General features: G+C 38.7%; 22 protein-coding genes. 1 reads left to right on the forward strand and 21 read right to left on the reverse strand.

Annotated features, from left to right (window positions below):
- Positions 1 to 182: 182 nt before the first annotated feature.
- The 20 genes from aroA to JNUCC23_RS13410 form a co-directional block, all read right to left on the reverse strand.
- The gene (gene aroA / locus JNUCC23_RS13315; protein ID WP_454211877.1) at positions 183 to 1469 is read right to left on the reverse strand and encodes a 3-phosphoshikimate 1-carboxyvinyltransferase; all 1287 of its coding nucleotides are present in this window, start codon (positions 1467 to 1469) and stop codon (positions 183 to 185) included.
- A 30-nt stretch (positions 1470 to 1499) separates the two neighbouring features.
- Positions 1500 to 2603 (reverse strand): prephenate dehydrogenase, encoded by a 1104-nt coding sequence (locus JNUCC23_RS13320; RefSeq protein WP_403070597.1) that lies wholly within the window; start codon positions 2601 to 2603, stop codon positions 1500 to 1502.
- A 135-nt stretch (positions 2604 to 2738) separates the two neighbouring features.
- Positions 2739 to 3851, reverse strand: coding sequence for a histidinol-phosphate transaminase (gene hisC, locus JNUCC23_RS13325; RefSeq protein ID WP_454211879.1), 1113 nt, complete (start codon positions 3849 to 3851; stop codon positions 2739 to 2741).
- 49 nt (positions 3852 to 3900) lie between these two features.
- Positions 3901 to 4263: a chorismate mutase gene (aroH, locus tag JNUCC23_RS13330; RefSeq protein ID WP_454216067.1), complete on the reverse strand. Its 363-nt coding sequence runs from the start codon at positions 4261 to 4263 to the stop codon at positions 3901 to 3903.
- A 41-nt stretch (positions 4264 to 4304) separates the two neighbouring features.
- Positions 4305 to 5384, reverse strand: coding sequence for a 3-dehydroquinate synthase (aroB, locus tag JNUCC23_RS13335; protein WP_454211881.1), 1080 nt, complete (start codon positions 5382 to 5384; stop codon positions 4305 to 4307).
- A 3-nt stretch (positions 5385 to 5387) separates the two neighbouring features.
- The gene (gene aroC, locus JNUCC23_RS13340) at positions 5388 to 6560 is read right to left on the reverse strand and encodes a chorismate synthase (RefSeq protein ID WP_062178615.1); all 1173 of its coding nucleotides are present in this window, start codon (positions 6558 to 6560) and stop codon (positions 5388 to 5390) included.
- Between the two features lie 438 nt (positions 6561 to 6998).
- Positions 6999 to 7775, reverse strand: a complete 777-nt coding sequence (locus JNUCC23_RS13345) for a CheR family methyltransferase (protein WP_403070588.1) — start codon at positions 7773 to 7775, stop codon at positions 6999 to 7001.
- A 263-nt stretch (positions 7776 to 8038) separates the two neighbouring features.
- Positions 8039 to 8485, reverse strand: coding sequence for a nucleoside-diphosphate kinase (ndk, locus tag JNUCC23_RS13350; protein WP_062178610.1), 447 nt, complete (start codon positions 8483 to 8485; stop codon positions 8039 to 8041).
- Between the two features lie 225 nt (positions 8486 to 8710).
- Positions 8711 to 9673: a heptaprenyl diphosphate synthase component II gene (hepT, locus tag JNUCC23_RS13355; RefSeq protein ID WP_062178607.1), complete on the reverse strand. Its 963-nt coding sequence runs from the start codon at positions 9671 to 9673 to the stop codon at positions 8711 to 8713.
- Between the two features lie 34 nt (positions 9674 to 9707).
- On the reverse strand, positions 9708 to 10412 hold the full coding sequence (locus JNUCC23_RS13360) for a demethylmenaquinone methyltransferase (RefSeq protein ID WP_454211884.1): 705 nt from the start codon (positions 10410 to 10412) through the stop codon (positions 9708 to 9710).
- 2 nt (positions 10413 to 10414) lie between these two features.
- Positions 10415 to 11245: a heptaprenyl diphosphate synthase component 1 gene (locus tag JNUCC23_RS13365; RefSeq protein ID WP_454211886.1), complete on the reverse strand. Its 831-nt coding sequence runs from the start codon at positions 11243 to 11245 to the stop codon at positions 10415 to 10417.
- 211 nt (positions 11246 to 11456) lie between these two features.
- A complete protein-coding gene (gene mtrB, locus JNUCC23_RS13370; protein ID WP_062178598.1) occupies positions 11457 to 11690 on the reverse strand; it encodes a trp RNA-binding attenuation protein MtrB in 234 nt (77 codons plus the stop codon).
- A 21-nt stretch (positions 11691 to 11711) separates the two neighbouring features.
- A complete protein-coding gene (gene folE / locus JNUCC23_RS13375; RefSeq protein WP_062178595.1) occupies positions 11712 to 12278 on the reverse strand; it encodes a GTP cyclohydrolase I FolE in 567 nt (188 codons plus the stop codon).
- A gap of 282 nt (positions 12279 to 12560) precedes the next feature.
- Entirely contained in the window at positions 12561 to 12833 is a 273-nt protein-coding gene (locus JNUCC23_RS13380) for an HU family DNA-binding protein (RefSeq protein WP_028391560.1), read from the reverse strand.
- Between the two features lie 876 nt (positions 12834 to 13709).
- The gene (gene spoIVA, locus JNUCC23_RS13385; RefSeq protein WP_062178592.1) at positions 13710 to 15188 is read right to left on the reverse strand and encodes a stage IV sporulation protein A; all 1479 of its coding nucleotides are present in this window, start codon (positions 15186 to 15188) and stop codon (positions 13710 to 13712) included.
- Positions 15189 to 15388: 200 nt separating this feature from the next.
- Positions 15389 to 16108 (reverse strand): hypothetical protein, encoded by a 720-nt coding sequence (locus tag JNUCC23_RS13390; protein ID WP_403070575.1) that lies wholly within the window; start codon positions 16106 to 16108, stop codon positions 15389 to 15391.
- Positions 16109 to 16121: 13 nt separating this feature from the next.
- A complete protein-coding gene (locus JNUCC23_RS13395; protein ID WP_062178588.1) occupies positions 16122 to 16319 on the reverse strand; it encodes a DUF2768 domain-containing protein in 198 nt (65 codons plus the stop codon).
- 471 nt (positions 16320 to 16790) lie between these two features.
- Positions 16791 to 17843: an NAD(P)H-dependent glycerol-3-phosphate dehydrogenase gene (locus JNUCC23_RS13400; RefSeq protein WP_062178585.1), complete on the reverse strand. Its 1053-nt coding sequence runs from the start codon at positions 17841 to 17843 to the stop codon at positions 16791 to 16793.
- A gap of 16 nt (positions 17844 to 17859) precedes the next feature.
- Positions 17860 to 19170, reverse strand: a complete 1311-nt coding sequence (der, locus tag JNUCC23_RS13405; protein ID WP_062178582.1) for a ribosome biogenesis GTPase Der — start codon at positions 19168 to 19170, stop codon at positions 17860 to 17862.
- A gap of 575 nt (positions 19171 to 19745) precedes the next feature.
- On the reverse strand, positions 19746 to 20354 hold the full coding sequence (locus JNUCC23_RS13410) for a YphA family membrane protein (RefSeq protein ID WP_403070568.1): 609 nt from the start codon (positions 20352 to 20354) through the stop codon (positions 19746 to 19748).
- A 299-nt stretch (positions 20355 to 20653) separates the two neighbouring features.
- On the opposite strand from JNUCC23_RS13410, the gene JNUCC23_RS13415 reads away from it, so the two are divergent.
- Positions 20654 to 20788 (forward strand): YpzI family protein, encoded by a 135-nt coding sequence (locus tag JNUCC23_RS13415; protein WP_403070565.1) that lies wholly within the window; start codon positions 20654 to 20656, stop codon positions 20786 to 20788.
- 151 nt (positions 20789 to 20939) lie between these two features.
- Here the strand turns inward: JNUCC23_RS13415 and rpsA are convergent, their stop codons facing one another.
- Positions 20940 to 22076 carry a 30S ribosomal protein S1 gene (rpsA, locus tag JNUCC23_RS13420; protein ID WP_403070562.1) on the reverse strand — a complete coding sequence of 379 codons (1137 nt, stop codon included), beginning with the start codon at positions 22074 to 22076 and terminating at the stop codon, positions 20940 to 20942.
- Positions 22077 to 22173: the final 97 nt, after the last annotated feature.

Consider the following 22173-nt stretch of genomic DNA (forward strand, 5'->3'; position numbering starts at 1 on the left):
CATCTGATCCCAAGCCAACGATAAAAAGGGTTCAGGTTCTTAAATTGTATCGCCTTATAACGGTGGCGGTGCCGAGCTGATTTTGCGAAGTCCCGCCCCTTTTCCACAGAAAATGATGATTCAACCTAATTTAAGACCTTCCCCATTCGAAAGGATAATTTGGTTGAATCATCACAATTATCTTATTTTATTAATGTTGTCAAATGGTCAAAAAACTGAGGATATGAAACTTCTATCGCCTTTGAATCAGTGAGGATTATTTCATCACTCGCAACTAATCCTGCAATTGCTAGCATCATACCAATGCGGTGGTCTCCATGACTTGAAACTTCACCACCATGTAGTGGCGAACCTCCTGTAATGACTAAGCCGTCTTCAGTTGGATTGATTTTAGCTCCTAGACGTGTTAGCTCATCTGCAACTGTATCAATCCGGTTTGTTTCTTTCACTTTCAATTCTGCTGCATCCTTAATGACGGTCGTTCCTTCTGCTCTAACAGCTAACAGAGCGATAACAGGAATTTCATCGATTAAACGTGGGATTAAATCTCCTTCAATCGTAATGGCATGAAGTTTGGAGGAACGTACTGTGATATGACCGTACGGCTCGCCTTTTTCATGGACTGGTTCAATCTCGATATCTGCACCCATTCGTTCTAACACGTCAATAATTCCGGTACGGGTAGGATTTAAGCCTACGTTTAATAGCTTAACTTCACTATTAGGTGTAATCGCAGCAGCCACCATGAAAAAGGCTGCTGAAGATATATCTCCAGGAACATACACGGAAGTGCCTTGAAAACTTTGGCCACCTTCAACACTAATTTCATTTCCCTTTCTTTCCACTTTCCCGCCAAATTGGACAATCATTCGCTCAGTATGGTCACGTGTTTTTTCAGGTTCAACAATAGTTGTCGTACCTTTAGCTTGAAGACCAGCTAAGATGATCGCAGACTTCACCTGTGCGCTTGCTACGGGAAGCTCATACCGAATTCCTTTAAGTTCAGTTCCATTAACCGAAAGTGGTGTAAATTCACCGTTATTCCTACCTTCAATATCCGCTCCCATTTGCTTCAAAGGATTCACCACTCGTGTCATTGGACGTTTCCCAATTGAATCATCGCCAATTAACTCCGCCTGAAAAGCCTGACCTGCCAAGATTCCGAGCATAAGCCGAATCGTTGTACCAGAATTACCTACATCAAGAACTTCACTTGGTGCTTTTAACCCTGAAAAACCCTTACCGATTACTTCGACACGGTCGCCATTCTGCTGAATGCTGACACCTAATTTAGAAAAGCAATCAATCGTACTTATACAATCCGCTCCTGGAAGAAAGTTTTCAATTTTGGTAACTCCTTCCGCTAAAGCACCAAACATGATCGAACGATGTGAAATGGATTTATCCCCTGGTATAGATAAAGTTCCTTTTAGTGATGCAATGTTTGTTTGTAATGTTTGTGTCGCCATCTACTGATCTCCTTTATAATTATTCCGACATTATACGAGAATGGTATCGAAACTTGTATATTTTTTTATACATGCAGCGGCTTTTGTCCGATCTACATCTGTTTGAAAGCTAACAACTAAGACTCCAAATATATCTTCTCTTGTCTCGACAATTCGAATATTGGTAATGCTTATCTCTTCTTTTGCAAAATATCCCGTAATTTCCGAAATCACACCAGGATAATCCGGAACATCAATATATAAATCGTAATAAGCAGGTATCGCTCCTTTTCCATGGACAGGAAGATCATCACGAAACTCTTTGGCTTCCTGAAAAAAACGATAAATACCGTCACGATCCTCAGACGTGATCAAATCTTTCACTTGAACCATTTCTTCGATCCAGTTATCCATTAATTCAACTAATACTGATTTATTATGAATCAGAATATCCCGCCACATTTCTGGACTGCTTGACGCGATTCTTGTGATATCCCGGAATCCCCCTGCTGCCAAACGCGAGACGAGCGGATTTTTAATACTGTAATGTTCTGCTTGTTTGACGAGCCCTGAAGCAATAATATGTGGAAAATGGCTGATGACACCCGTTAATAAATCATGATTATCCGGTGTTACGAGTAAGAAGTTAGCTTTTGTTCCTTTTAACCATGCTTTAAGTCTATCGATGTCTGAATTAAGAGTTCCCTCTGCTGGGGTTAATAAATAAAAAGCATTCTCGAATAATTGAAGCTTAGCAGCACCAGCACCACTTTTATGGGAGCCTGCCATTGGATGTCCTCCAATGAACGTAATTCCTTTATCTAGTAAGCTTGCTGCCGCTCTTGCAACTGAGCCTTTTGTGCTACTGGCATCTGTCACGATGCAGTCCTTTTTTAAGTTCATATTTGCCAACTCATTGATAATTCGCTCTGTTTCATTGACTGGTACGGCTAGAATAATAAGGTCTGCTTCTTGTACACCCCATTCAATTGATGGAGTCATTTCATCAATAATTCCAAGAATTTTTGCCAAATGAGCGTTGTTATCATCCCGGTCAAACCCTACAATGTTTACCTCCGGATGTTCATGTTTAATCGCCATCGAAAGCGATCCACCTATTAAACCAAGACCAATTACACATACATTTCCGTTCATTCATGCCACCTGCTTCATTCTTTAAAATCCTAACGATCCATTCTAAAAGCATCTTTTAAAAAGGGTGAGCCACTTACCATCATTTTCGTTATGGCACAGCGCCCACCTTTATAATCATTCATTTCAATGGTTCTCTTAATTATTCTTGCTGAGAACGGCTGCTTGTTGTGCCGTGAATTCTTTTAGAACAGCAATCATTCCTTCATTCTGTTTCTTAGTGCCGACTGTAATTCTTAGGCTAGTAGGGAAGCCAAGGAATTTACCAGAACGCACGATATAACCACGCTCTAATAAATGTTGAAATAGTTGATCAGCGTCTACTTTAAAATCAATCAAAATAAAGTTCGTTTGTGACGGGTAATAAAATAAGTTTTCAGATTCACAAAAACTAACATATTGGGCAAGTCCCTGTCGATTTTCAATACTACAATGCGCAATAAAGTCTTGATCAGAAATAGCGGCAATAGCAGCTGCTTGACCTAGTGTGTTTGCGTTAAATGGCTGTCTTGCAGGATCCAGCTTTTGAATCACTTCTTCATCCGCTATTCCGTAGCCAATCCTCATACTCGCTAAACCATACGCCTTTGAAAAAGTACGTAAAACGATTAAGTTTTTGTATGTAGTAGGCCATGAATTCGTCTGCGGATAATCTTCTGCCACAACATACTCTGCATATGCTTCATCGAGGACAACGAGAACATCTTCTGGAACTTTCTCAAGAAATTCACGAAGCTGCTTTTCACCGATATATGTACCAGTCGGGTTATTAGGTGTACACACCCATACGACTGCTGTATTTTCGTCAATAGCATTTAGCATTCCTTCTAAATCATGATCCCCATCAATTAATGGAATTTCGCGAATTTCAGCATGTTCCAAAATGGCGTTATGCTTGTATTGGGAAAAAGTAGGTGTCGCCATAACTGTATTCTTTCCTTCACTTAACAAACTCCGAGAAATGATTTGAATATTTTCATCTGAACCATTCCCAAAAATAAGCTGTGTTTCCTTCACACCTGTGTGTTTAGCCACCGCTTCTCGAAGTGTAGTCGCATAACCATCCGGATATATCGCTAATGAAGAAGCGAATTCTGATAGGGCTTGTTTTACTTGTTCTGAACAGCCAAATGGATTTTCGTTGGAAGCAAGCTTCACAATTTCATCCAGACCATACTCTCTTCTTACTGCATCCGTTGATTTTCCTGGTTGATACGGTTTTAATGATAATACTGATTGATTCCACTTCATTTTCTTACACCTCATTTTTTTATATAGAAATTCTTAGTCTTCTATTATTTTAATTCTTTAGATCAGGTCGTAATGCAACTGCTTCACCATGGTATACATGTTGAATTTCTTGCTGCGTTTTATCAGTATTAAGATGCAACATGATTCTAATACAGAAAGGAAGCGATCCTTTAACTGGTATTTCCTGCATGCAAACAACCGGAACATATTTCCATCCTTCGATATTTCTAAGTGCTTTTGACGGAAAAATTGATTGCAATTCTTCAGTAACTGAAACGAAAACCGATGCTACCTTTTCAGGATGAATCTCATTTTCCTGAATCATTTCAACTAGAAGTGCTTCTACCGCTTGTATAATTTCTTGTTCTTCATCGTGCAGAACTGTCGTAGCTCCCCTAACTCCTCTTATCATTGTCATTCACTCTCCGGCCTTTTATATTTCTTTTATTAATTTTAGAATATCACTTCTAACTGATTCAGAATGATCTCATCATTGATTTCTGCTAATATTGGAGATCCTATCTCGTTCAGCAAAACAAATGTAATCGTATCGGAAATTGTTTTTTTATCTTTTTTCATTTTCTGGATTAATGATGTGTGATCAAGTTGCTTCGGAATATTGATAGAGTATCCTAATGATTGCACCCACTCCATAAATTCCACTAAATCAAAATTTAACCCTTCTTTGTATTGACTTAGTTTCAATGCGTACACACAGCCAATTAAAACAGCTTCACCATGCGTGAAATTGCCGTAGCCCATTAATCCTTCCACAGCATGACCTAATGTATGCCCGAAATTCAAATAAGCACGCACTCCATTTTCCTTCTCATCTTCTTTGACAATCGAAGCTTTAATTTCAATACCTCTTTTGATCATGTAAAGATATTGTTCATCTGTGATGGCTTGTAAATCTTGAATTTCTGTAAGAAGCCATTTATAAAAATCCGGATCTTGAATAAGCGCATGTTTAATGACCTCAGCGAAACCTGATCGTAGTTCTTTTATCGGTAACGTATGTAAAAAAGATAACTCATAGAAAACCGCTTCCGGCTGATGAAAAGCGCCAATCATATTTTTTCCTTCTGGATGATTGATCGCAACTTTCCCACCCACTGCACTATCATGAGCAAGCAATGTCGTAGGCAGCTGAATAAATGGGATCCCTCTCATAAATGTCGCTGCAACGAATCCAGCAACATCGCCGACAGCTCCACCACCCAAAGCCAGAATCATCGATTTTCTGTTTAACCCACTCGCAAGGGCAAAGCTTTGACATTGATAAAACACATCAAATGTCTTTGCATGTTCCCCTTCTGGAACTATATATTCCAATACTTGTTTTCCTGTTTTTTCTGCCAATTCTTTCACTGTACGTAAATGAATGCTCGCTACCTTTTCATCACTAATAATCAATATTTTCGTAATATCCGAATGATTTTTTTCTAAAAATAACGGAAGTTGCTCCATTACATGATTTCCTAAAAAAACAGGGTACTCTTTGGAAGGTGTTTTAATGTCGATTGACTCCATCGCTTAAAACTCCTTTACTTCTTGACGGTATTGCTCGATATATTCGGATAATTGACTATATCGGTCAGATGGGAACTGTTCAACGATTGCACATGCTAATTCCCATGCTATTGCTGCTTCTGCAACTACTGCTGCTGCTGGAACTGCACAGCTGTCAGAACGCTCCACGCTTGCTGCAAACTCTTCCTTCGTATCAATGTCAACACTTTTTAATGGTTTATATAATGTTGGAATTGGTTTCATGACACCACGTACAACAATCGGCATGCCCGTTGTCATTCCACCTTCAAAACCGCCTAAACGATTTGTTTTTCTATAATAACCTTGTTCCGCATCCCATGCGATCTCGTCATGAACCTGGCTGCCAAATAAATGAGCTGCTTCAAAGCCAATTCCAATTTCTGCACCTTTAAACGCATTAATACTTACAATTGCTCCAGCTAGTTTAGCATCCAATTTACGATCGTAATGTACGTAGCTGCCAACTCCCACCGGCATTCCTTCGACAATTACTTCGACAACTCCACCGATAGAATCGCCATTTTTCTTCGCTTGATCAATAGCATCCATCATGCTCTGTTCCACTTCTTTATCCAAACAGCGAACAGGGGAATCTTCCGAGATTTGCTGTAATTCTTTAATCGAAGAATACGGAGTCGGATTTGCTTTGATTCCGCCAATTTCAATCACATGTGATGCAATTTCAATCCCTAGCAAAGAAAGGAGTTTTTTGGCAACTGCTCCCGCAGCCACTCTGACTGTCGTTTCCCTTGCTGACGATCGCTCGAGTACATTTCGTAAATCTCTGTGACCATATTTAATCCCACCATTTAAATCTGCATGTCCTGGTCGTGGTCTTGTGATTTTTCGTTTGACCTCTTCCGCTTCTTCAGCAGAGATGGGTTCGCTACCCATAATTTTTGTCCAATGCTTCCAATCATTATTTTCAACAACAAGAGCCACTGGAGAGCCAAGCGTATAGCCATGTCTGATTCCAGATGCGATAAATGCTTCATCTTTCTCAATTTGCATCCTTCTTCCGCGACCATGCCCTTTTTGTCGACGCGCTAGCTCATTATTAATATCTTCGGCTGTAATCGGCATTCCTGCTGGAAGTCCTTCAATAATTGTCGTTAACTGTGGACCATGCGATTCGCCTGCTGTTAAATATCTCATTTTCTCTGCCCCCATTTAAACCGTTAAAGGATTTTGATTTAAGTAACAATATACCACAATTTTATGAAAAATGGGAATTTGAATTCAAGAAAAACACTACTGTTTTATCCAAATTAACGATTCATCCATCTTTTTTCAGGAAAAATCAAATAATTATATGAAATGTATCGTCTAAACAAAAAGAGATTATCTAACAAAACGGAAGATTCCGCTACTGCTAAATAACTCTCTTAGCTGTCACTTTTGTAGACTTAGATTTTTGTGTGAAGGACATCGGGACGGGCTTCGCGACTTAATCATCTAGCTAATCTACTTAACCAGTATACTTATGTGACCTTAGTAAGTATCCGGAAATCTAGCTCCACACCGCCACCTTCATAAAGTGATCCTATTTTTAGATCCTGAACCTTTTCAATGTTTTAGTTTTAGAGTAGACGCTCATGGAAGTTTTTTATAAAAAAAAGTTTCTTCCGTCTCAAAGCCATATTGGTTGGGGTTGAAAATCTGTTCGGTACTTCCAACGAAAAACACACCGTCGTTTTTTAAAGCTTGACTGAATTTTGTATAGAGGAGGTGCTTAGCCTCTTCAGTAAAATAAATTAACACGTTTCGACAAACAATTAAATCATAGTTTGAGTCAAATCTTTCAGATAATAAATTTTGTTTTTTAAATGTAACAGTTCTCTTAATTTCATCCGCTATATGATAAAAGTTTCCTTCTTTTATGAAAAATTTCTTTTTCACCTCAAGCGGCACTTCATTTAATGACCTTTCCGGGTACACACCAAGCTTTGCTCTTGCAATAACGTTTTCATCAATATCCGTCGCATGTACTTCTATCTGCTGCAACGGAAGAAAGGATGCAAGCACCATAGCAATCGTATACGGTTCTTCCCCTGTCGAACAAGCAGCACTCCAAATTTTCAACTTTCGTTTAGATAAAAGCAGCCGAGGTAAAATTTTCTCTGCTAACACTTCCCAACGCTTTGCATTTCGAAAAAATTCTGACACATTAATCGTCATCCGATCAAGAAATTCTTCTCGTTGCTTTGTGTCTTGTTGTATTGCTTGAAAATAAGCATCGAATGATCGATATCCTTTTTTTTCATAGAGGGAAGTCAAACGCCGTTTCATTTGCGCTTCTTTATATAATGATAAATCTATGCCAGTTAATTTTTTTATCTTCAAAGTAAATTGTTCATACTCTTGTACCATTTTAACGACTCCCCGCACTATTTGCATATTTTATTTATACAATCTATTATTCTTATCGGAAGAGAGTGGTACTTTTCAACCTGATTCCGAAAAATTAAAGCGTTACTTTCATCCTTTTTTCCTTCCCTCCACTTATTTATTCTTAACTTATCACTCTCCGTTCAAGCGGGGCTATATAATTTATTAAATCAATAGCAAAAAGCCTGGATGAAGAGCAAATTCACTCATCATCCAGGCTTTTTAAGTCAGGATATTGCAAAGAATTAATAAACCCACTCATTGATTAGTTTTTTGCTAGCAACCAATTCTTCTTCTTTGAAGAAGTATGCCACTTCACGCTCTGCGCTGGCAAGTGAGTCGGAACCATGAATAATGTTCTTTTCGACCGTCATAGCGAAATCGCCGCGAATTGTGGCAACTGCTGCGTCTTTAGGGTTTGTCTTGCCCATCATTTGACGTGCTGCTGCAATTACGTTTTCACCTTCCCAAACCATTGCAAATACAGGACCTGAAGTGATGAAATCTACTAACTCGCCAAAAAAAGGACGTTCTTTATGTTCAGCATAATGCTGTTCGGCAAGTTCTTGTGAGATTACCATTAATTTAGCACCGACAAGTTGAAAGCCTTTTCTTTCAAAGCGACCGACAATTTCGCCGATTAAACTACGTTGAACACCATCTGGCTTGACCATTAAAAATGTTTGTTCCATTTCTCCCACTCCCGTAAGTATCATCTGTTTGTCTATTCGACCTATTCACCGAAATATTACCACTTTTCTAAAAATATAGCAATCTTTTTTGCAAGCGCATACATTTTAAAAAATACAGGGAGCGTTATAAACAGATGAACGGAGTTTCCCACAACTCACTCTTGTTTAGAGCTGAGTCAAGATCATCCACGATGTGAATCATCTTGACTCAGCTTTATGTAATCATTAGAATTTACGTTTACCGATATTTTTCGCAATTTGAGATAAAGTTTTTCTCGCTTGGTTGGAAGGCAGTCCTTCAAGCTCCGCAAACGCTTTTTTTAGATAAAGATTGCTAATCTCTGCAGCTTTTTCAATCGCCCCTGAAGCTTTTATCGCCTTGATAATGATATCCATTTCTTCATTTGAAATCGTTTCATGGACTGTTTCAATTAATGTTCTAAGTTTTGGATCTTCCCTTGCAATTAGTACAGGTAGAGTAATATTCCCTTGCCGAAGATCTCCACCTGCTGGCTTGCCTAATTCTTCTTCAGAGCTCGTAAAATCTAGAATATCATCCGTGATTTGATAAGACATCCCAACATAATACCCGAACTTATAAAGCTTCTGACACACTTCTTTGTCACTGCCCGAAACAATCGCACCTAATTGACAACTTGAAGCGATTAATAAAGCTGTCTTTCGTTTAATTCGTCTGAAATAAGTCCGCCAATTTTGTTCAAAATTGAACTTATCTTTAATTTGTTCAATTTCCCCTAAACACAATTCAACCATTGTCTTAGCAAGGATTTGATGGGCAGATGGATTGTTTATGTGAGACATGACTTCAAGTGCACGCGCAAAAATGTAGTCGCCTGTATACATAGCGACACGATTATCCCATTTTGATTTTATTGTGGCTGCACCTCTTCGTAGATCAGCATCATCTACCACATCATCATGGACAAGAGATGCTGTATGAATAAGCTCAAGAGCTACGGCTACATGTTTAATAACATGAATATCATAGTTGCCAAATTTAGAAGCCAATAATACAAAGACTGGGCGAATGCGTTTCCCTCCGGATTGAAGTAAGTGCAGCGATGCTTGTCTAAGTACAGGAGAATCTGCCTGGATAGCAGCTTCCAATTCTTTCTCAATTAATTGAAGATCCGTATTCAAAAAAGAATACAACATTTTAAATTTCATACATTCCACCCAGTTTTGTAGTCACTAACCCTTTCTATTGTTCAAGCTTGTAGCCGAAATGAGTGGCAGCTACTCCACCAGTATGTGCTTTATAGCTTACATTAGCGAAACCAGCCTGACTAAACATTCTTTCAAGCTCCTTCATTCCTGGAAAATCACGGGCCGAGTCTTGTAGCCAAGAATATTCTTTAAAGCTTTTTGCAAATACTTTTCCAAACATCGGCATAATAAAACGAAAATATAAATTAAAACCTTGTTTGAATCCAAACATTGTCGGATGTGATGTTTCTAGACAAACCGCCATTCCACCTGGTTTCAACACACGATACATTTCTCTAAGTACTTGCATATAGTCAGGAACATTACGAAGGCCAAAGCCGATTGTGACATAGTCAAAGGTATTGTCTTCAAAAGGTAGTTCCATGGCATTCCCATGAAGAAGAGTGATTTGTTTTACATTCTTTACTTTTTCTTCACCGATTTTTAACATGTTTTTGCTAAAATCGAGGCCTGTTACTTCCCCTTCGCTACCCGTCTTTTCTGCCATTGCTATGGTCCAGTCTGCGGTGCCGCAACAGACATCCAGTGCCTTAGAGCCTGGTTTTACATTCATATGATCCATCGTCACTTTACGCCATTTAATATGTTGTTTAAAACTAATAACAGAGTTCATCTTGTCATAGTTCCCATAAATTTTTTCAAAAACATGGTGAACTTTTTGTTCTTTAGATTGATCCATGTTCACCCTTCTTCCACAAATGTATTAGTATGGGCAGCTGTTACTTCCAAAATGTGATGAATTCTCTCGTTGACCCATTTATTTCGGGGAGCAAACTTCAGGATTATATGTTCTACAGACCTATGAGCTTGTAAAATATGCTGATCAATGACTACTTGTATCCGATTTGATTCCCCTTCATCAAAGGTATGCCGATCGATGTTTCGAGCGTCTATTGAATCAAAGGCTGCAATTACGATGGATTCGCCATTCTTTAGATAGCTCAACTTTTCTGAATGAAGCCTTTTTAACAAAAGTAACGCACCTGATATTTCTTTCCAAAAGGGCATATTTAAATAATCGGCCACTTTACCAATTAAAGAAGATTCAATTACTTGCGTACTCCTAATTACTTCAACTTCATTGATGATAGTCTTTTGATAAAGCATGATTTTATGTTCATTTATATCTTTAATTGCATTCGATAAAACGCTAATCAATTCGATATTATTTGAATTAGCTAATAACTGGTAATAGAGACCGCTATAATAGTCACCTGCAAGCACAGTTAATTGTCGATCCTTGAGCAAACGGCCACTTTTGCTCTTCTCATTGTCATGGGCATTCGTTACTAATTCATGTGTATCTAAAGCACTCTGAACAAGTAAGGTAGCCAAAATATACGTATTTCGTTCTTGTATTGGGATATCCAGTTCATTAAACATTCCCCAAAGCAAGAGTACTTTATCAAAATCTATATTGGGCTTATCAAGATACTTAAGTAAGTATGGATGATAAGCTTTTGATTCGGTTGATTCTTTCAGTTCAATCAAAAGATCGTCTATGTTTAACAATTGAGATCACCCTTGTATCCCGTAAGATAATATTGACGCTCTATACCTTCTTTAAATCGGTTTAGAAGCACATATTATTATAACATAAAAATAATAGGAAATATCCTTGTATGCTTTATTTTTGTAACAATACTTGTAGTGGTTGTTCATAATATAATAGCAGCATTTGATTTAAAACTTCTTTTCAAATATGTATACAGACTGGTTTCGTTTATCCTTTTTTCGATTCGCTCTCGATTTCGCCATATGGGGTATAAATCTTAGCATTGCCTCTGATCTTTATCGCAGAAGTATGCTCAGTAAACTGCGCAATCATAACCTCTCCTGCATCGAGCTTTTCAGAATGGTGAAATTTCGTATCTGACCCTCTCGTTAATCCAATGACATTAACGCTATCTTCCATTGCTTTTATTACAAGATAATCTTTAAAAGTTTTCTCATCCATCCCATTCCCTCCCCAATCTTATCAATTTTTAATAAACGATAAAACTTCTGCTCTTGTACTGTGATTTTCAGCAAAAACACCTCTTACTGCAGACGTGACTGTTTTGGCCCCAGGTTTCTTCACACCGCGCATCGTCATACACATATGCTCCGCCTCCAAAATAACCATTACACCGTGAGGGTCCAGTTTCTCCATGATTGATGTCGCAATCGTAGACGTAATTCGTTCTTGAAGCTGAGGACGTTTTGAAATGGCTTCAACCGCTCGAGCTAGTTTACTTAAACCCGTCACCTTTCCGTTCCTCGGAATATATGCAACATGTGCCATACCGTAAAAGGGGACAAGATGATGCTCACATACTGAATAAAATGGGATATCTTTCACTAATACAAGCTCTTCATGATCTTCTCCAAACACTGTTTCGAAATACTCTTTTGGATCCTGATTTAACCCTGAAAATATCTCTTCGTACATTCTTGCCACTCGTTTCGGTGTATCCAACAATCCTTCGCGCTCTGGATCTTCACCAACGGCTTCTAAAATCATCCGTACAGCTTCTTCAATTTTTGCGTGGTTCACATTTGTCATTTCTTTACCTCCCCAGATGTAGTAAAAATCAATCTATGTAAGTCATTATTTTTAATTATAACATTTATGAAAAGATTGGCTTAAGACAAGCATAACTTCCTCAATTGTATCATATTCGTAAAAAGATAGGCAAAAGAGGATGTCCCGAAAGGTCCTGATCCAGAACTCACCATACAGTTAATAGTGTTAGTTACACTTCTTTTAAACTGTATAGTAGTTGCAGGGTCTGACCCTTTACTTATGGGACATCCTCTTTTCTTATGCTCAAATACCGTTATGTAATTACTTAACAGCGTCTTTAAGAGCTTTACCAGGTTTGAAAGCTGGTACTTTGCTTGCTGCGATTTCGATTTCTTCGCCGGTTTGCGGGTTGCGCCCTTTACGAGCAGCTCGCTCACGAACTTCAAAATTACCGAATCCGATTAGTTGTACTTTATCTCCACTTTTCAAAGCGTCTAAGATTGTATCAAAAACAGCATCAACAGCTTTCGTAGCGTCTTTCTTAGAAAGCTCACCTGTTTCAGCAACTGCGTTAATTAATTCCGTTTTGTTCATGCCATTCACCTCCTCCCAAAAGGATCTTTATAAAAAATCATTATTACAAACTATAATAGTGATTTGTTACCTAGTTGAAAAATTCACAGCTTCGATCTTCTTCTTAAAGAGGTTGTTCAAAAAGTCCGGTAAAAAAGCTTACGAATTGCTTCAAAGCTCATGAATGACCTTCTGTTAAAATCGCGCACGTCCTGTGCGCAACACAGAAGTCAGCACATCCTGTGCAAGTGTCCGACCCTCACGTATTACTTTATACGCTCTGGTCCTCTCGAGATGCGCTCCTCGAACTTCTCGGCTCTTTTATCCTCTTTTTTGAACACGCACATAAAAATACCTCAAGGAATTCCGGATGGATTTGCAAGCTCACCGGAACGTTTTAGAAAAGGTCCCTAAACCTGCAAGAATGGCTTTACAATGCGTTTTCTTAATGTAGATTATCACAATTCCTATTCAGATAGCAAGGAATTTCATAAAATAATGGGAATCTTTTCATGAGAAAATGCATATAGTATAAATTTGACCTCATACCATTCATCATTACCCTTATTTACACATTATAAACACTGGATGTGTTGCAAGAGTAAGGCCTGCTTTAGAACTAACTTTTCATACTCTACTCCATCCTCAATAAATATGCAAATATTAGGTATAAAAACGAATATGTCATTTATCAAGGGGTAAAAAGTACAATCTTCCTACATTACTTCATAAGATAATCCAAAACGAGTTAGATGGATGTACAAACTAATGAACAACTTGACTGACTACTCCCACCTCTAAAGAAGTGAGCTTCTTGGAGCCAACTTCTGTGAACGAACGTATTCAGGCGTTTTCAAATTCCAAAAAGGCCATTCTCTAGGAATGACCTTTTCCATTTTATAAAATAATCGCAATGAGACCTCCAGAGCCTTCATTGATGATTCGCTCTAACGTTTCCTTCAGTTTATACCTTGCATTCTCAGGCATTAGCGAGAGTTTAGCTTGTATTCCTTCTCGGACAATTGAACTTAAGTTCCTACCAAATATTTCCGAATTCCAGATTGACATCGGGTTGTCCTCGAAATCCTGCATTAAATAGCGGACCAGTTCTTCACTTTGCTTTTCTGTGCCAATGATTGGCGCAAATTCGGATTCCACATCCACTTTTATCATATGGATTGATGGGGCTACTGCCTTTAGGCGTACGCCGAATCGGGACCCTTGACGGATAATTTCTGGCTCATCTATGCTCATATCGTGTAATGATGGTGCAGCCACCCCGTACCCCGTTTGCTTCACCATTTTTAATGCATCAGACACTTGATCATATTCAGCTTTGGCATGAGCAAAATCTTGCATCAGCGCGAGTAGATGATCTTTCCCGCGGATTTCAACACCTACAATTTCTTTCAGAATATCATCATATAATGCGTCAGGCGCGTATAAATCAATTTCTGCTACACCCTGACCCATTTCGATTCCAGCAAGACTTGCGCGATCAATAAATTCGAAATCATTAAAGTGACCGACGACACGATCCACATCTCTGAGCCTTTTAATATCTTTGACCGTCTCTCTTACGGCATCCTGATAACTTTCTCTTAGCCAATGGTTTTCTTTTAAAACCATTACCCAGCTAGGTAGATTCACATTTACCTCAAGCACCGGAAATTCATATAACGCTTCACGCAGAACGCTTAGTACATCAGATTCTCTCATTCCTTCTACACTCATCGTCAATACAGGAATATCATATTTCTCTTGTAGATTTTCCCTTAAATTCGCAGTATCAGGATGATGTGGCTGTACAGAATTTATGATCATGATAAAAGGTTTGCCTACTTCTTTCAACTCTTCAATCACTCGTTCTTCTGCTTCAACATAATCACTGCGCGGAATTTCTCCAATGGAACCATCGGTTGTAACGACCACACCTAGAGTGGAATGGTCCTGAATGACTTTTCTCGTACCAATTTCAGCCGCTTCATGGAACGGTATCGGTTCTTCGTACCAAGGTGTGTGAATCATTCGGGGACCATTTTCATCTTCATACCCTTTTGCCCCTGGTACGGTATAGCCGACACAATCAACTAGCCGGATATTCACATCAAGACCTTCTGCAACATGAATGGAAGCAGCTTGATTCGGAACAAATTTCGGCTCTGTCGTCATAATCGTTTTTCCCGCTGCGCTTTGAGGAAGTTCATCCTGCGCCCGTGCCCGATCTGATTCAGTTCCGATATTCGGGATAACCACAAGCTCCATGAACTTCTTAATAAATGTAGACTTTCCTGTCCTTACTGCACCGACGACACCTAAATAAATATCTCCGCCAGTACGTTCAGCAATATCTTTAAAAATGTTTACCTTTTCCAAGGTATCCCCTCCTGAATTGAAGTCATTGGGATAAACTTCATCCGTTTTTATTTCTAGGACAATATAAATGTATGATGTTGTCCTAAAAGAATATACCTGTTTTTTTTACTCTATAAGGGCAGGCATTTATGTTTGTGGATAATAGAGGAAAATAAAATAACCCTTCCCCTACAATATATTTTGTAGGGGAAGGGTTATGACTATTTTGTTAAGAAAATTGGAACCTTTGATTTAGCATCATACGTGTATGGTAATGAAAATGCTGGGACAAACTCGCTATTTTCCACTAGGAGATTACGAATATCTTCTCCAGGCTTGTAATTTTCTGCATCAGTTTGTAAGACGTCGTATAAATCAGGCGTATAATCGACAAACAGCTCACCATTTGTATCAATAACAATTTGAAGCGGTTTCTGACTATATGGGCTTGTCACTGTAGGCGCTTCCTTCATACCTAACTTCTCATAATTCAACGCATACACATAGTCCGAAATCCTCTCTCCGAATGGCGGGTATCCATTACTTTGACGATAAAGAGTTATCCTTAGCATCAAATCTTGAATTTGTTGAGCCATACGAACGTCGATCAATTTCACAGTTGGATCATCTTCAACATCGACTAGTACGTATTGAAATACGCCTCCTGCCTCGTAGGAGTTTCCTGGCGCTCCAGCCATATATCTTGGCGCTATTTTCCTAAAGTCAATTACGTATTTCTGATAAATAGGCGTATCATTCTCTTTCGTTAAAATCGGCAAAACCGCTTGGTCACTTTGAAATTGATCTACTGCGCTTTGCACAGACTGAATTTGCTCTTTATAAGGTGTCTGATTCTCCACTTTTTTTTCAACTGGATATAAACAACCTGATAATAGGAGGGGAATTGTGCAAATACTTAAGAACCTTTTTATCGATTTCATGTCGGTACCCTCTTTAATTCGTCGGCCCGCTGACAACTACTACAAAAATAATCAGACCGGCCAAAATCATTAGTATGTATGCAATTATTGCGGTTAATGTACGCCAAATTCCTTTTAATTTATAACGGCTAAAATAAATCGAAAAAATGGAGATTGCCATAAATCCCATGGCAACAAACGAAATCCACATTTTCTGTAGTGCTGGTGTCATTAAAATCCTCTCCTTTTTCCGAATCATTATATCATATGAATTTCCAGTAATGGGAGGGAATTATCGATTCCTGTAGAAATATTTGAAAAAGGATCAGGTCCTCAGGCAAAGCTTACCTTCAAATTGTTATAAATAATGGGTTATGTTATTTAGCGATGGTAACTTTTGACTCGTTTTAGCTCTAGGTCTATTTGTTTTATTAACACTATTAGTTAACATAGTCCATTATAAAAAAAGACAGAAGATAAAGAATTCCTTTACCTTCTGCCATTTGACTAAATCCACCTAAAACCAAGGCATGTTGCTAGTTTACTGTCGTAGCATTGTATGCAGATGTTCATAGACTCGAACCATCTATCGCCTATTTTAGGATAAATATTTATCCCTCATTAACGAGTAGTAACCTAAAAGGCTTAAAAGAATCAAAAAAGCTTGGGCGGGGGTCCCCACTGATTGAAGTTTCACATTATGTTACAGCTTTTGTTTTTCTCCCCAAGCATTAAACAAATCTTCAATTTCGTTTCTTTTCACTCGCGTCATCAATGAATCGACCGAATCCTTCACGTTCTGTTCATTGAACAAAACACCATATAAGGCATTCGTAATCGGCATATCAACTCCGACCTTTTGAGCAAGTTGATAGGCGGCTTTCGTTGTTCGTACACCCTCTACAACCATGCCCATATTCGCCAGTACTTCTTCAAGGTTATTTCCTTTGCCAAGCATATTACCTGCACGCCAATTTCTGGAATGAATACTAGTACAAGTAACAATTAAATCACCAATTCCAGTGATTCCGGAAAATGTTAATGGATTTGCTCCCATCGCGGTCCCTAATCTAGATATTTCAGCAAGCCCTCGTGTGATTAACGCTGCTTTTGCATTGTCGCCATATCCTAACCCATTCGTGATACCTGCGGCCAAAGCGATGATGTTTTTCAGCGCACCACCAATTTCAACTCCCACGATGTCTGGATTTGTATAGACACGAAAGTTTTGATTCATAAATAAATCCTGGATTTTCTCAGCAGCTTTCATGTTTTTTGATGAAACCGTGACGATCGTCGGCTGACGCAAACTGACTTCCTCAGCATGACTTGGCCCTGATAAAACAACGACTGCTTGAAGCTTCGATGCCGGAACCTCTTCTTCAATCATTTCCGATATGCGCAAAAGTGAATCAGGCTCGATACCCTTGGATACATGAACAATAGTCATAGGTCGGCTTACTAATGGAACAATATCCTTCAGCACGTCTCTGATAGCCTTTGTTGGTATCGCCATGATCAGCGTCTCAATACCTTCCACGGCATGTTCAAGTGAATGGTATCCAACAATATTTGTAGGTAATTCGATATTAGGCAAATACTTTGAGTTTGTGTGATGTGTATTAATTTCCGTGATTTGCGCTTCGTTATGGCCCCATAGACGGACTTGGTGCTGATTGTCGGCTAAAACCATGGCAAGAGCCGTTCCCCAGCTCCCAGCGCCAATCACTGCAATTTTCTGTTTAATTTCTGACATACTTACACCGCCTCCGTTATTTTCTTTGGCGACCGAACATCCTGATCGGACTTCCTTCGAAGCCAAAGGCGTCTCGAATTCGATTTTCTAAAAATCTTTGATATGAAAAATGAAGAAGTTCTGGGTCATTCACAAAAACAATGAACGTTGGCGGTTTAACGGCAACTTGAGTTGTATAATACACTTTCAAACGAGCACCATTATGTGTTGGTGTTGGATTCATAGCAATCGCATCCATTAGCACCTCATTCAAGGTATTCGTTTGAACTCTTAATGCGTGACTTTCACTGACTTGATCAATGATTGGCATGACCGTATGAATCCGTTTTTTCGTCAATGCAGATAAATAAACGATTGGTGCGTAGTCCATGAATAAAAAGTGTGCCCGGATACTTTCTTCGAATTCCTTCATGGTCTTTTCATTTTTTTCAATCGCATCCCATTTATTGACAACGATGATTATACCACGGCCCGCTTCATGAGCATATCCAGCGATTTTCTTATCCTGCTCACGAATTCCTTCTTCCGCGTTTAAGACTACAAGAACAACATCAGAACGTTCAATCGCTCGTAAAGCTCTTAGTACACTATATTTCTCTGTACTTTCATATACTTTCCCTTTTTTCCGCATACCTGCCGTATCAATGATGACATATTCTTTGCCATCAAATTTATAAGGGGAGTCAATTGCATCTCTTGTTGTTCCTTCAATATCGCTGACAATCACTCGGTCCTCACCTAATAGGGCGTTTACAAGTGATGATTTTCCGACATTTGGACGTCCAATCAAACTGAACTTAATGACACCTTCATCATAATCACTGCCATCGAATTGCGGGAAATGCTTAGCAACTTCATCAAGCAAATCACCAAGCCCTAGACCGTGTGATCCAGAGATCGGATATGGTTCCCCAAAACCAAGTGAGTAAAAATCATAAATTTGACTTCTCATTTCAGGATTGTCCACTTTGTTCACGGCTAAAACGACAGGTTTTTTTGATTTATAAAGGATTTTCGCTACTTCCTCATCTGCAGAAGTAACTCCTTCACGTCCATTTGTCATAAAAATAATGACATCTGCTTCATCAATAGCGATTTCAGCTTGTTGACGGATTTGTTCGAGGAATGGCTCATCTCCGATATCAATTCCACCTGTATCAATAATATTAAAATCATATGTCAGCCATTCTCCTGAACTATATATTCTATCTCTCGTAACACCAGGAACATCTTCTACAATCGAAACTCTCTCTCCGACAATTCGATTGAAGATGGTTGATTTCCCAACGTTCGGGCGGCCAACTATGGCAACTACCGGTTTTGGCATGTTGTTTGTCATCCTCTCTTTTAACATGTATCGCTTCCATCATTACATTCATGAATGCATTCCATTTATCCCGCATTAACGGGCAGTGAGACCCACTGATCGAAGTTTCACTTTACCGTATTAAACCCTGACTTTTTTAGATAATCAAATATATTTTAATGAAAAGAGTCCACAAACTTTCATAAAATATTGACAGGTTCCTTAAAGAAGACAACCTTCTTAGCATACGCTCTAATTGTTCTTCATTCGTTATCTGCAAAGCTTTCAGCAGCCTTCACTAACTATCATATAGTATCAAATTTTTCAACAATCAACAATATAGAAAAACTATAACCATAGCTCAACTACAATAATCTATACAATTGAATCCGTTTTAGCAAGCCAAATAGATGCTCAGAAATGGCCAAGTTTCTTGTTCAGAGGAAACTAAGCACCGGAGCTAATCACTGAAATGTGTAGGACCAACACTAATTGAAAGCCGAGTTTTATAAGAAGGCCGACACTTAAGTACGTCAGTTAAATACACTTCTTTTTTGCAATTTATCCGTCATTTCCCTGAGCATCTTGAGCAATCTCTATAATTGTTTTTGTCCTGTCTGAAATTTACTTTGCATATAGTTCATTGCAAAAACGCTTAACCATTCAAGACCTGACCAAAAAAGACTTGCACTGACTGAAATGGTCATCATATCAAGCAATATGTAAGATACAGCGGTATAAGGAAGTGAATTGTGTACCATCGTAATCATATAAATTCCATCACCTAAAATCATGCCGACAAGAATGCTACTTATTCGCTGTTTCCAGCTTTTATATAAAAATAATGTTAAAAAATGAAGCAAAAGCGCAGCTAACCATGTAGGATTGACAAAGACCCAAAGCGGATCGAGCAGTGCAAATAACTGAAAAGAAGCATAGCCTAATGCAATTATCAAACAAGAAAGCATGAAATAGGCAAACTGATACAATGAAAGTCTACGATGATAGATGAGAACGACAAATAATAAATAAATTCCAGCGAACCCAATTGAGTACCTTCCGATATGAAGAATATATCCGGCAATTCCCATTACGGCTAATAGGTGAACTAATAATGGAAAACGAAAGACCTGTGTCTTTGAAAAAAAGAACATGACAACGACCCACGCAATCCAAGTAATCCAATAAAAAAGTAACCCTTCCATCTTTAACACTCCTCTTAATAGCGCGTGTTCAAAAAGGAGGATAAAAAGAGCCGAGAAGTTCGAGGAGTGCATCTCGAGAGACCGGTACGTATACAGTAATACGTGAGGACCGGAGAGACAAAGCTTTGAAGCAATTCGACAACTATTTTTACCGGACTTTTTGAACAACCTCTTATAAAACAGTATGCCTGCTTTAATCAGAGGTTAAACCTTGGCATCACTCGTTTTTCATAATTCATACGGATTCTGTGAATAAATAAAGGGACCTTTAGTTAGGTTAAAAGAAGGAGGTGTTAATTATGGGAAAAGATCGACAAGAGAAAAAATTAAAGATGAGCCATAGAGTGGAGTCAGACCGTGATCAGTCTCTTAAATATTCTGGTGCAACGAAGATGGAAGGACCTGAAGAGGCGAGAAGAAGAAATAAACAGTAAAATATAATCAGAAATTACCTTTTTGGTAAAATAACGAATCTTTTCTAAAAAAATGAGTCCGACCTCACACTCTATACACCGTTTATTATATCGTATAAACGAATATAGTAGGTCTGGGGTCTGACTCATTCATAATATGACAGGCTTATCTTTATTTTAATTTTTTAAATGCATCCCCAAGAATTTCACCTAATTGAAACCCTTTTGACTCTTCAGGCAATTCATATTCCCCATAATGTGAAGAGTCTTGCTCCTGCAAATCTTTAACGCTTAAGGACAAACGTTGATCCTCTTCATTCACCTCAAGCACCTTCACCGTAACAGGTTGGCCTTCCTGCAAAACTTCGTGAGGCGTGCCAATGTGCTTATGCGAGATTTGCGAAATATGCACGAGACCCTCTACTCCAGGGAAAATTTCAACAAACGCTCCAAATGAAACGAGACGCTTAACTGTCCCTTCTAGCACCGATCCTTTTGCAGCTTTTTTTGCAATACCTTCCCAAGGTCCAGGTAGTGTTTCTTTAATAGATAAAGAGATTCTTTCATTATCACGATCAATGGAAAGAACTTTCACTTTTACTTGATCACCTTCTGAGACGATATCAGCTGCTTTTTCAACATGATCATGAGACAGCTGCGAGATATGAACAAGACCGTCTACACCGCCGATATCTACGAATGCTCCGAAATCTGTCAGTCTTTGAACGATTCCTTCAATCACTTGTCCGCTTTCGATTTTATCAAGAATATTTGTTTTGTGTTTTTTCTTTTCATCTTGAACGACCGCTCGGTGTGATAGAATTAAACGATTTTTCTCTTTGTCAAGCTCAACGATTTTAAATGTTAATGATTTGTTTTTATAATCTGAGAAATCTTCTACAAAATAGTCTTCAACTAGAGAGGCTGGAACAAATCCTCTTACTCCCAAATCAACGACAAGACCGCCTTTCACGACGTCCCGAACTTCCGCTTCAAATACTTCCTGAGTCTCGAACATCCGTTCAAGTTGATCCCAAGCCTTTAAAGCATCTATTTTTCTTTTTGATAGAATAAGAGCTTCTTCCTCTACCTTGATTACTTCAAGTTCAAGTATATCGCCTTGTGCTACTGCGTCAGATGCTTTTTCAATGTGTAAGCTTGATAATTCACTTATGGGGATAATGCCATCGGCTTTCACGTTTTCCACAGCTACAATGACTTGTTTTTCCTCTACCTTGGAAACCGTTGCATTCACCTTGTCTCCCACTACATAATTGTTTACTTCAATTTGGTTCATGTCTTCTGTCATTACGAACTCCTCCTTAACCCATGACTGCACTGCAGAATTTCTATTCCAGGCTTTTTCCTGATCTAAGAATATGTTAGCTTGCCTGTCTAAGAGTGAA

The sequence above is a fragment of the Peribacillus sp. JNUCC 23 genome, from assembly GCF_053653995.1.

Bases quoted from the DNA above. Each gene is read 5' to 3' on its own strand.
- JNUCC23_RS13320 (WP_403070597.1), bottom strand. From the start codon at position 2,603: ATGAACGGAAATGTATGTGTAATTGGTCTTGGTTTAATAGGTGGATCG.
- JNUCC23_RS13400 (WP_062178585.1), bottom strand. From the start codon at position 17,843: ATGTCAGAAATTAAACAGAAAATTGCAGTGATTGGCGCTGGGAGCTGG.
- aroH (WP_454216067.1), bottom strand. From the start codon at position 4,263: ATGATAAGAGGAGTTAGGGGAGCTACGACAGTTCTGCACGATGAAGAA.
- aroA (WP_454211877.1), bottom strand. From the start codon at position 1,469: ATGGCGACACAAACATTACAAACAAACATTGCATCACTAAAAGGAACT.
- der (WP_062178582.1), bottom strand. From the start codon at position 19,170: ATGCCAAAACCGGTAGTTGCCATAGTTGGCCGCCCGAACGTTGGGAAA.
- aroB (WP_454211881.1), bottom strand. From the start codon at position 5,384: ATGGAGTCAATCGACATTAAAACACCTTCCAAAGAGTACCCTGTTTTT.
- JNUCC23_RS13345 (WP_403070588.1), bottom strand. From the start codon at position 7,775: ATGGTACAAGAGTATGAACAATTTACTTTGAAGATAAAAAAATTAACT.
- rpsA (WP_403070562.1), bottom strand. From the start codon at position 22,076: ATGACAGAAGACATGAACCAAATTGAAGTAAACAATTATGTAGTGGGA.
- JNUCC23_RS13390 (WP_403070575.1), bottom strand. From the start codon at position 16,108: ATGAAATCGATAAAAAGGTTCTTAAGTATTTGCACAATTCCCCTCCTA.
- JNUCC23_RS13380 (WP_028391560.1), bottom strand. From the start codon at position 12,833: ATGAACAAAACGGAATTAATTAACGCAGTTGCTGAAACAGGTGAGCTT.
- aroC (WP_062178615.1), bottom strand. From the start codon at position 6,560: ATGAGATATTTAACAGCAGGCGAATCGCATGGTCCACAGTTAACGACA.
- JNUCC23_RS13415 (WP_403070565.1), top strand. From the start codon at position 20,654: ATGGGAAAAGATCGACAAGAGAAAAAATTAAAGATGAGCCATAGAGTG.
- JNUCC23_RS13360 (WP_454211884.1), bottom strand. From the start codon at position 10,412: ATGGATCAATCTAAAGAACAAAAAGTTCACCATGTTTTTGAAAAAATT.
- hepT (WP_062178607.1), bottom strand. From the start codon at position 9,673: ATGAAATTTAAAATGTTGTATTCTTTTTTGAATACGGATCTTCAATTA.
- mtrB (WP_062178598.1), bottom strand. From the start codon at position 11,690: ATGGATGAGAAAACTTTTAAAGATTATCTTGTAATAAAAGCAATGGAA.
- folE (WP_062178595.1), bottom strand. From the start codon at position 12,278: ATGACAAATGTGAACCACGCAAAAATTGAAGAAGCTGTACGGATGATT.
- hisC (WP_454211879.1), bottom strand. From the start codon at position 3,851: ATGAAGTGGAATCAATCAGTATTATCATTAAAACCGTATCAACCAGGA.
- ndk (WP_062178610.1), bottom strand. From the start codon at position 8,485: ATGGAACAAACATTTTTAATGGTCAAGCCAGATGGTGTTCAACGTAGT.
- JNUCC23_RS13410 (WP_403070568.1), bottom strand. From the start codon at position 20,354: ATGGAAGGGTTACTTTTTTATTGGATTACTTGGATTGCGTGGGTCGTT.
- JNUCC23_RS13395 (WP_062178588.1), bottom strand. From the start codon at position 16,319: ATGACACCAGCACTACAGAAAATGTGGATTTCGTTTGTTGCCATGGGA.